The organism is Bacillus sp. B25(2016b) (assembly GCF_001679765.1).
GTDB lineage: Bacteria > Bacillota > Bacilli > Bacillales > Bacillaceae_G > Bacillus_A > Bacillus_A thuringiensis_K.
Window position 1 is genome coordinate 3469492 of sequence record NZ_CP016285.1, and the last position, 9666, is coordinate 3479157.

Below are 9666 nucleotides of genomic sequence, written 5' to 3' on the forward strand. Positions count from 1 at the left end.
TATATGAAAAAGGAGCAACTTATTACAGTTGCTCCCTTTTACTTTTATTCTACACTTGTTTCTAAAGCTACATCTGTATAGGTATTATCATTACCTATATTTAAAATTACTTCACATTGACGCAATCTCAATTCAAAGAGCATGATAGAATCATGATAAACTTCAGGATTTGATTTCATTTTATGTAACATCTCTTGTTTTTCTTGTATTTCTAATTGCGTATTTTCTACAGCTTGCTTTAAGGAGTTAAATGAATTCCTAAAGAATATATTAATATCTCGCTCTTGTGTGTTTTCAAACAGCTCAAATTGCAAGAAAAATTTCTTCATAATAGAAGCCGTTACTTCAGTATAATCTTCATTTTCTACATACTGTTTATATTTGTTATATAGCATAGATTTATTTTTAGGAAGAACTCCAAATAATTTACCGGCACTTTTTAGTAAAAATTGTGCTGGCGTAAATCGACGTAAAATATTTACTTCATCCATTTGTATTCTAGTCGTCATCCTGTCAGTATCTCTGCGCCAGTCATCAAGCACTTTAAAGTCACATTCTAACTGTATTTTATTTTCTCCAAATAGTGAATTAAGCCCTTCACTAAGTTCTTCTAAATACGTTTGACTTTGAAGAAGCTCATTATTAGAAGTTGCAATCCAATTTTGCATAGAAAGAGCAAGATTAGGTAATACAGTTTGTTCTAAATATTTATGCACTCTTTCATTCATTGCTTTATTTAGTTCCGTATCCATGTGTCCGAAATCACTTTCTTCACTAATTAAATTAGAACAGCTCTTTAATATCTTCGGAATATTTTCGGTAAGATCATTTGTAATTTCAGTCTTCATTGAACGATATGATTGTGTAATGAAATGAATTTTTTCCCTCTCAAATGTAGTAAGGTTATTAATGCTACCGTTTAGTTTCACTAGCATATCTTCATTCCAATTAATCGCATCCACTAAATTATTTTCTTTCTCAACGCGTTTATCCAAAAGATATGTAATTGTTTTTCGAATGAAGAACAATAGCTTTTCAGTACGTTCTGCATCCATATTTTTATGATTAAAGTTAAAATGAATAAACTCAGTTAAATCATTTAATTGTTGACTACTTGTATATAGCGAAGAGTAAGGGAAAATTCTCGCTTGCGGGAAATATGTGTTTATTCTCGCTTGCGTATCATATAATACTCTTTTCACTTCTGCTTCACTGTATATGTTATCGATTTTATTTAATAAGAAATGAATTTGTAAATTTGGTGTATGTTCTTGAATGCTTAATAGAATGTCACGTTCTTTGTCAGTAAAAGGTGAATCCGCATTCAATACGAATAGTAATTCGTCTACAGAATTCAAATATTCGAATATTTCATCTCTAGTGTCGTTATTCCTATTAAAGCCAGGTGTCACTACAAATGTAAGTTTATTTTCATTTAAAAATCTGCATGGTAATTTAAATTCAACACATGCTCTATCTCTATATGTTTGATGGTGTTGAGACATCATATTATAGTAATCAGAGACATCTTCCGTTGTTGTAATTGCAGAGTCTGTTATGGCATTAATTTCTGTATGAGCATCATTTTTTAAAACTACTACATTTGAAATTGATTTTTCTAATATATTTTCTCCTAATATAGAGTTAATAAATGTAGTTTTTCCGTTCCCTGAAGTTCCTGTTACTAAAATACGATTTGTTCTTAAATCTGCGAGCTCGTCAACTAACCATTTAAATCGGTGACCTATTTCTATATTCTGCTTTTGTGCCCACTGTGTAATAGATTCAAAAAGGTGTAAGCTGTACTCTAAGCCATTTACATGATTAATAGAATGTGACAGTAAGTTTTCCGCATGTTCTATATTTGCTGAATCTATTTTGGAAGGGAAAATCTCATCCCATGCCAATACAGCTGCAGATGGAAATACAGCATAAGATGGATTGACTACCTTTAACCAGTTTGCTAACAGATTTGGTATGATATCGTTTAATTGTCTAAGCGTATATTGACCTTGAATTAATGCAAAGTACGTTTCTTCGTAAAGTGCAGAAACTTTGTTCCATATATCAGACGATTGTATTTCAATATGTAAGAAAAATTCATTTATTGTATTAAGCCATAATAAGTAATTTTGTTCATTTCTATAACTGTTCCAAAGTGATGAAACCATTTGCGTAAATTGTACTTGATCTACATTATTTAATGTAACTAATGCATCATAAAAATAATCTGGTGAAATATGTTTAGTAAATCCTTTATCGATATATCCTTTTAACACCTCAAACCACGGATACGATTCTATTCGAATTAACTCATTCACAGCAAGCTCTACTGCACTATCAAAATCTTGTTGTTCCTCATAAAAGGAACGGGCAATTTTTGTTACGTTCGGATAATCAGGATTTAAAGAAACTGCTTCTTTAATAACACCGAAAGCTGAGTCAAAATTATTTTGCTCAATGTAAAGAGAAAGTAATTGTAGCCTAATTTCGGTCATCAATATTTTATTATCAGTAGTAATAGAAGTATAAATGTTTTCAGCAAATGATAACTGATTAAGTTCAAAATAAGCATCCGCAATATTTTTTTGTGCCCATGGTGCTAATTCATTACTAACCTTCTCCCATTTAAAAATAGCTGCTTCAAAATCTTGATGACGATAATAAAATTCACCTTGCGCAAAACGAATATAAGACCCATCAGAAATCTCATTTTTTTCTTCGTTTACATAAGCTTGTCCAAGTACGTCAAGAGTTGGCTTTGTTTCATTCTCCATTAGGAATGTCTCATAATACATCTTTTTTATTAATTGTTTTTCTAATCTCATCTTTTCCCCCACTATATCTTGAAAATACATTTTTAAGATATATCAGTACTTTTTGTATGTATGCTTTTTATCTTAACAAAGAATATCTTTTGGAAAATTTCATTTTCCTTTCATTTTTCAAGTTAGATTGAATTTTTATGAGAAAAATTTCAGTTTTTTTTCAATTCCCTTTCAGTTATGAAACAGCATTAAATGTTCCTAATAACATAATAACACTATAATATTCCACATTATATTATCAGGAAAACCCCATATAAACCATATTATAAAAACAATCTATAACGAATTTATATACATAATTCACTGTGCTGTCAAACAAAAAAACAACAATAGGAGCCAACATCTATTCATACCATTTCTTTCTCAAATTGTTTTCCTTTAAAATGTTTCAGTAGTTATGTAATTAAATTCCATTAACCTATATAAATAACTAGTCCAAAAAAAATCTATATGCATATCATGTTATAGTAAAGAATTTAGGAAATCCTAAAAGGAGGCATTTTCATGTTTGAAGATAAATCTAAAATAAACTACCCATATGAATTTACTGAAACTACAACAGTTCCTCTAAAGAACCCCATTGATAAAAAATTCAAGAACGGCTCTGGTACACATACTTTCCCAATTAAGAAGCATTATAAAGAGCAAGTTCTATACACTGAAAAAATCAATAATAATAAAAATAAATAATTGTATAGACCCTTATAACAATTAGCCAAATAAGAAGCAACATTTAACCATGCATAGTTATTTGGTTAGTAATGTAGAAATCTTTATTAGACAATTCATGCACCTTTTAAAAAGTGCTGTATACAGCGCTTTTTTATACATAGATAAATTTAAGTTAACGCAACCACGAAATACAATACAAAATTACTCCACCATATTCTCGTTTAACAATTAAATCTACATATTAAAAGGGAGCAACAGTAAATGTTGCTCCCTTTTGAAATGTAATCTATTCACTCTACATAACCCTCTTAAACATCTTCTCCAACTCATAAGTAGAATGATGCACAAGAATTGGTCTTCCGTGCGGGCATGTGTACGGGTTTGTTGTTGTACGTAGTTCTTCCAGTAAAGCAAATATTTGATCGTTCGTTAAATATTGATTCGCTTTAATAGATGCTTTACAGCTCATCATGATGGCTGCTTCTTCACGTAACTTTTTAATATCAACTTTTTTTAGTTTAACAACTTGCTCCATCATTTCATCGATGATTTCTGTTTCTTGTCCTTTCGGGAACCATGTTGGATGCGAGCGGACGATAAAGGATTGATGGCCGAATTGTTCTAAAAATAGCCCGACTTTTTTTAGTTCTTCTAACTGCTCTTCGACACGTAAAAATTCAGTAAGAGATAAATCGATGCGGTACGGTACAAGTAATTCTTGTACTTCTTGCGCTACCCTTCCTACTTTATCACGAAAGTATTCATAATTAATACGTTCCTGCGCGGCATGCTGGTCAATCATATATAAGCCTTTATCATTTTGAGCGAAAATATATGTTCCATGCATTTGTCCAATTGGATAAAGCGGTGGTAAGTCATTCCCGTTCATTTCAATCTCTTTTATTTCCCGAACTTCTTCTTCTAATTCCTCTAGTTCAAAGTCCTCTTCGTTACTGTCCCACGATTTCTTTTCTTGAATTGGCTCTTCAATTATCGGTTTAGTGGATGGTTGCCAACTTTGTTCTTCTCTCACGAGTGACTGTGGTGGTTGCCATTCTTGCTTCGGTGGTTGCCAAAGCTGCGCTGGCTGTTTTACAGCCTCTGGTTCTTCTTGTTTTGCATCCATGCCAGTCGGTAAAACGATGTCCGGCATAGATGGTTCTTTCGGCTTCGCATGCTCAAACTGGAACTGTTCTTGCACACTTTCGTCTTTTTCTTTTTTCTTCGTTGTTACACCTGCATCTGGAATAAGCTGTATTTTTTTAAATGCCGCTTGCAATGTTTCTTCGATCAGCTTTAGTAATTCCTGTTCTTTACTAAAACGAACTTCTAATTTCGCTGGATGTACGTTAACATCAACTAGCATTGGATCCATTTCAATCGATAAGAAGCCAATTGGATACCGGCCAACTGGCAGTAATGTATGGTACCCTTGCTGAATTGCTTTCATTAATACAAAGTTTCGAACGTAACGACCATTTACAATTGTTGACATATAATTACGAGATGCTCTCGTTACTTCTGGTAATGTTACATAGCCTTTAATTGTAAAGTCTAAAGATTCGGCTTCAATTGGAACAAGCTTCTTCGCAACTTGAATACTGTAAATCGATGCAAGTACTTGTCTTACATCACCGTTACCTGACGTATGAAGCAATTTCTTTTCATTATGAAACAGTTTTAACGATACTTCTGGATGTGACATTGCAATACGATACACGATATCTGTAATATTTCCGAGCTCTGTATGAATGGTTTTCATATATTTAAGACGTGCTGGAGTATTAAAGAATAAGTTTTGTACTGTAATATCTGTTCCTTTTCGGCTCGCAGTCTTCTCTTGCTTTATAATGTCTCCACCTTTAATAATAAGGTGTGTACCAGGCGCATCACCTGTGCTAGTAATTAATTCTAATTCACTAACTGAAGCAATACTCGGCAATGCCTCACCGCGGAAACCGAGTGTTCTTATGCGGAACAAATCGTTTTCATCTTTAATTTTACTCGTTGCATGACGTTCAAAAGCGACGATACAGTCTTCTTCTGCAATACCATCACCGTTATCAATGATACGAATTTTCGATAACCCAGCTTCTTCTAAGTGGATTTCAATAGATGTACTATTCGCATCGATAGAATTTTCCACAAGTTCTTTTACGACTGAAGCAGGGCGCTCTACTACTTCCCCTGCCGCAATTAGGTTAGAGAGTTGATCATCGAGTTTGCGAATTTTCCCCATCTACTTACTCATCCTTTCTTTAACTTTTTCTGTAAGCGATACAATTCGTTCATCGCTTCTAAAGGTGTCATATCAAGTAAATCAATTTTTTTAATTTGCGCAAGTACTGCCGTTTCTTTTGCATCTAGAACTGGCTTGTCTTGTTTTTTCGAAGACTGCTCTGCGCCAAAGAACGATAGTTGTGATTCTTCTTCAGCCTCTACTTTCGTCTCTTGTATTTCTACTGGTTCTTCTTTTACAACTACAGCATCTGGAGTAACTTCTTGTACTTTCACTTCTGTACGCTTTGGAATAATAATTTCTTCCTGTCCTTCTAGTTGTGCTAACACTTCTTTCGCACGAGCGATTAAGCTATCTGGAAGCTCCGCAAGTTGCGCAACGTGAATACCGTAACTCTTATCAGCTGCTCCATCTTGAATTTTATGAAGGAATACTACTTTTCCATTCTCTTCAATTGCTGAAACGTGTACATTTTTCAGTTGATCTAAACTCTCTTCTAACACCGTCAATTCGTGATAATGCGTAGAGAATAACGTTTTTGCACCAATTTGGTCATGAATATGTTCAATAATCGCTTGTGCAAGTGCCATACCATCATACGTAGATGTACCGCGTCCAATTTCATCGAATAAAATTAAGCTTCTTTCAGATGCGTTTGCAATTGCATTTTTCGCTTCTAACATTTCGACCATAAATGTACTTTGACCTGAAATTAAATCATCTGCTGCACCAATTCTCGTAAAGATTTGGTCAAATACAGGTAATACTGCTTCTGTTGCTGGTACGAAACAACCGATTTGCGACATAACCGTTACAAGTGCTAATTGTCTCATATACGTACTTTTACCAGACATGTTCGGCCCTGTAATTAAAAAGACATCCATATTCTCTGGCATAATACAATCATTCGGTACATACAATTTCCCGTTCAATACTTTTTCAACGACAGGATGACGACCATCTTTAATAAAGATTTCGCGCTTTGTTGTCAGTACAGGTTTTACAAACTGTTCTTCTTCACTAACTGTCGCAAAACTTTGCAGTACGTCTAATTCACTAATTACTTTCGCTAAATGTTGTAATTTCGGAATAAATACTTTTACTTCTTCACGAAGTGCTGTAAATAAATCGTATTCTAGCTGTACAATCTTTTCTTCAGCTTCTAAAATTAACGTTTCTTTTTCTTTCAGTTCATCTGTAATGAAACGTTCAGCATTAGCAAGCGTCTGTTTACGCTCATAGCGACCTTCTGGAAGTGCTGCAAGATTCGCTTTCGTTACTTCAATGTAGTAACCGAAAATACGGTTGTATCCGATTTTTAACGATTTAATTCCAGTAATATCACGTTCTCTTTTTTCAAGCTCGGCAATCCACGTTTTCCCGTTTTTACTAACGTAACGATATTGATCAAGCTTGTCATTATAACCATCTTTAATAATATCTCCATCTTTAATCGAAAGCGGTGGGTTTTCTTGAATACTTCTTCCTAGTAATTCTGTTAAGCTTTCACATGGATCTGCACCTTGAATTAATCTCGATGCATAAGCGTTATCTAACAAACTAATTGCTTCTAAAATAGCTGGTACTTGAAGTAATGAACGTCTTAATTGTAATAAGTCTCTTGCATTTACGTTACCAAATGCAACTTTTCCTGCTAAACGTTCTAAATCATATACTTCTTTTAACTTTTCTTTTAAATCTTCACGTAAGAAGTAATCATTTACAAACGTTTCAACCATTTCTAAACGCTCTTCAATTCTTTCTTTCTGTATAAGTGGACGTTCCATCCACTGTTTTAACATACGACCACCCATAGCTGTTTTCGTCTTATCCAATAACCATAATAGTGATCCTGTTTTTTCTTTCGTTCGAAGTGTTTCTGTCAGTTCTAAATTTCGCTTTGAATGTACATCAATTTTCATAAATTGATTCGTATAATAAATTTCTACTGGTTGCAAATGATCTAAAGAACGTTTTTGCGTTCTTATTACATAGTTAAATAAACGTCCAACTGCTTTAATTAATTTTGCTTGTGAAACATTTTTCACAAGATGTTCTAATCCTTCCGGAATTGCCGTTGCATCTTCATACGAAATCGTCATTTTCAATGTTTCAGTTAACTTGTTTAGTTCATCTTTAGAAAATGAAGAATCAACAACAATTTCTTTCGAACCAGTTGCATACACTTCTAATAAAATATCTTCTACTGAACCAGTCAATAACGTTACTGTATTTTGTCCAGTCGTTAAGTCGTTACAAGCTAATGCATATGATCCATCTTCAAAATGTGTTAATGCAGCTAAGAAGTTGTTTTCTTTCTCATCAATTGTACGCCCTTCCATCATCGTTCCTGGCGTAATTAATTGTACTACTTCACGACGTACTACACCTTTAGCTGTTTTTGGATCTTCTACTTGCTCACAAACAGCTACTTTATATCCTTTTTCAACAAGTTGTTCAATATAGTTTTTAGCCGCATGATACGGTACACCGCACATTGGTATACGTTCACTACTACCGCCATCTCGGCTCGTTAATGTAATTTCAAGTTCATGAGCTGCTTTTACAGCATCCTCAAAGAACATTTCATAAAAATCGCCTAAGCGAAAAAATAAAAAGGCATCTTGATAATCTGCCTTAACCTTTAAATATTGCTGTATCATAGGCGTATATTGAGTCATACTTTTCCTCCATAATTCTTACATGATAATCTATTTTCATATATGTCGCATTTCACGGACACTCTTATCTCCTATTTCAGGAGTCTTTCTTCATTATAACATATTTCATAAAGAATCATGTTCATTCAGCGCCACTTATGTAAAGTAAAAAGCTAGGAAGAACTTCTCCCTAGCTTTCTATTACTCTTCTTCTGCATCAACGATAAAGTTTGGATCTAATTCTTCAAATTCATCATCAGCAATTTGGAAATCATCATCTGATTCTACGCAGCCTTCAGGATTTACACTTACACAAATTTTCGTTTCTCCAACTACTTCTGTTACAAATTCACGTTCTACAGTTACAACAATTTTATTACCATTTGGTGATACAAGTGCTTCTAAACAATTTGGCGGCTGAATAACACGAGCAATAATTTCTAAATCGTCACCAGAAAAGTTTTTATCACGATAACCAATACTTACTTCGTCCGTGTAGTTCACACGTTCTGTTACAACTTCAGTCTTTGTATTTCCATCAAATGAATACCAAGTGTTCACATCATAGAAACCTTCAATTTCCACATGCTTTCCATTCTTTCTTGCTTCGTACGAGTGGTTAATTACCCAGCACCCTAAAATACTTGTTGGTTCATTATTCGATTCACATGTATGCGTTGACTTTGTATACTTACGTCCTTTTCCAACCACTGCTTTTGTAATAATCTCTCTAAATTCGGACATTCGTAACCCTCCTCAATCACTATTCACTTAATCATATGCGTGACAATAGCGGAATGTGTCATTCTTTTTTTGAGAAGAACTTACGTTTAATCCACAAAAAAAAGAGATGTCAATATGACATCTCTGGTATTATCCCCTATAGGTAGACAGTAAAAAAAGAGTCCATCTGATATGATGGACTCAATACTGTTTTATCTGGAGGGGATTTTTTTATGGCAAGAAAAGGACAATCATTTCAAAAATATACAGAAGAACTAAAGCGAGAAGCAGTTCGTCTTCGATTAGAAGAGAGAAAATCATTGCGAGAAATTCGTGAACAACTCGGTGTGAAGAGCGATGCCCAGATTATTGAGTGGGTAAAACGTGCGCAACAAGGGGAGTCCTTTGATGATCAACGTGGTGTCTGGAATCGAAAGAATTTTAATAGTCTAGAAGAAGAAAATGCTTATTTGAAGGCACAGGTTGAGTATTTAAAAAAGCGCAATCCAAATCTACACGGGAAGGAATGGTCCTAAAGAAAGAA

5 protein-coding genes and 1 pseudogene are annotated in these 9666 nt (G+C 33.9%); 2 read left to right on the forward strand and 4 right to left on the reverse strand.

Annotated elements, in window-relative coordinates:
* Positions 1-44: 44 nt before the first annotated feature.
* Positions 45-2828 (reverse strand): dynamin family protein, encoded by a 2784-nt coding sequence (locus tag BAQ53_RS17625; protein WP_001235315.1) that lies wholly within the window; start codon positions 2826-2828, stop codon positions 45-47.
* 504 nt (positions 2829-3332) lie between these two features.
* Between BAQ53_RS17625 and BAQ53_RS17630 the strand changes: the two genes are divergently transcribed.
* On the forward strand, positions 3333-3518 hold the full coding sequence (locus BAQ53_RS17630) for a hypothetical protein (RefSeq protein ID WP_000461135.1): 186 nt from the start codon (positions 3333-3335) through the stop codon (positions 3516-3518).
* Positions 3519-3795: 277 nt separating this feature from the next.
* On the opposite strand, the gene mutL is transcribed toward BAQ53_RS17630, so the two are convergent.
* The 3 genes from mutL to cotE all read right to left on the reverse strand — a co-directional run bounded on the left by mutL (position 3796) and on the right by cotE (position 9143).
* Entirely contained in the window at positions 3796-5739 is a 1944-nt protein-coding gene (gene mutL, locus BAQ53_RS17635; RefSeq protein ID WP_000516462.1) for a DNA mismatch repair endonuclease MutL, read from the reverse strand.
* 8 nt (positions 5740-5747) lie between these two features.
* Positions 5748-8420, reverse strand: a complete 2673-nt coding sequence (gene mutS, locus BAQ53_RS17640; protein WP_000196024.1) for a DNA mismatch repair protein MutS — start codon at positions 8418-8420, stop codon at positions 5748-5750.
* A 180-nt stretch (positions 8421-8600) separates the two neighbouring features.
* Positions 8601-9143: an outer spore coat protein CotE gene (gene cotE, locus BAQ53_RS17645; protein ID WP_001288799.1), complete on the reverse strand. Its 543-nt coding sequence runs from the start codon at positions 9141-9143 to the stop codon at positions 8601-8603.
* 212 nt (positions 9144-9355) lie between these two features.
* On the opposite strand from cotE, the pseudogene BAQ53_RS17650 reads away from it, so the two are divergent.
* A pseudogene (locus BAQ53_RS17650) lies at positions 9356-9666 on the forward strand (transposase); the annotation flags it as partial.

Bases quoted from the DNA above. Each gene is read 5' to 3' on its own strand.
- cotE (WP_001288799.1), bottom strand. From the start codon at position 9,143: ATGTCCGAATTTAGAGAGATTATTACAAAAGCAGTGGTTGGAAAAGGA.
- BAQ53_RS17625 (WP_001235315.1), bottom strand. From the start codon at position 2,828: ATGAGATTAGAAAAACAATTAATAAAAAAGATGTATTATGAGACATTC.
- mutL (WP_000516462.1), bottom strand. From the start codon at position 5,739: ATGGGGAAAATTCGCAAACTCGATGATCAACTCTCTAACCTAATTGCG.
- mutS (WP_000196024.1), bottom strand. From the start codon at position 8,420: ATGACTCAATATACGCCTATGATACAGCAATATTTAAAGGTTAAGGCA.
- BAQ53_RS17630 (WP_000461135.1), top strand. From the start codon at position 3,333: ATGTTTGAAGATAAATCTAAAATAAACTACCCATATGAATTTACTGAA.